General features: G+C 67.1%; 1 pseudogene. It reads right to left on the bottom strand.

Annotated features, from left to right (window positions below):
• A pseudogene (locus A7W11_RS01140) lies at positions 1-225 on the bottom strand (methyl-accepting chemotaxis protein); the annotation flags it as partial.

The raw sequence follows: 225 nt of genomic DNA, 5'->3' as shown, positions 1-225 counted from the left end.
CTCGGAGATCTTGCGCGAACTGGCCGAAATGCCTTCCATGGTGTGCACCACTTCCGACACTGCCGAGCCGCCACGCTCGGCCACCTGTGACGCGCTGGCCGCCAACTGGTTGGCCTGCCGCGCATTGTCGGCGTTCTGCTTGACCGTGGAGGCCAGTTGCTCCATCGAGGCGGCGGTCTGCTCCAGCGAAGCGGCCTGCTGCTCGGTGCGGCTGGACAGGTCGGT

Source organism: Bordetella ansorpii (assembly GCF_900078315.1).
In the GTDB taxonomy this organism is placed as follows: Bacteria; Pseudomonadota; Gammaproteobacteria; order Burkholderiales; family Burkholderiaceae_B; genus Bordetella; species Bordetella ansorpii.
This window is presented reverse-complemented; position numbering and strand designations above follow the sequence as displayed.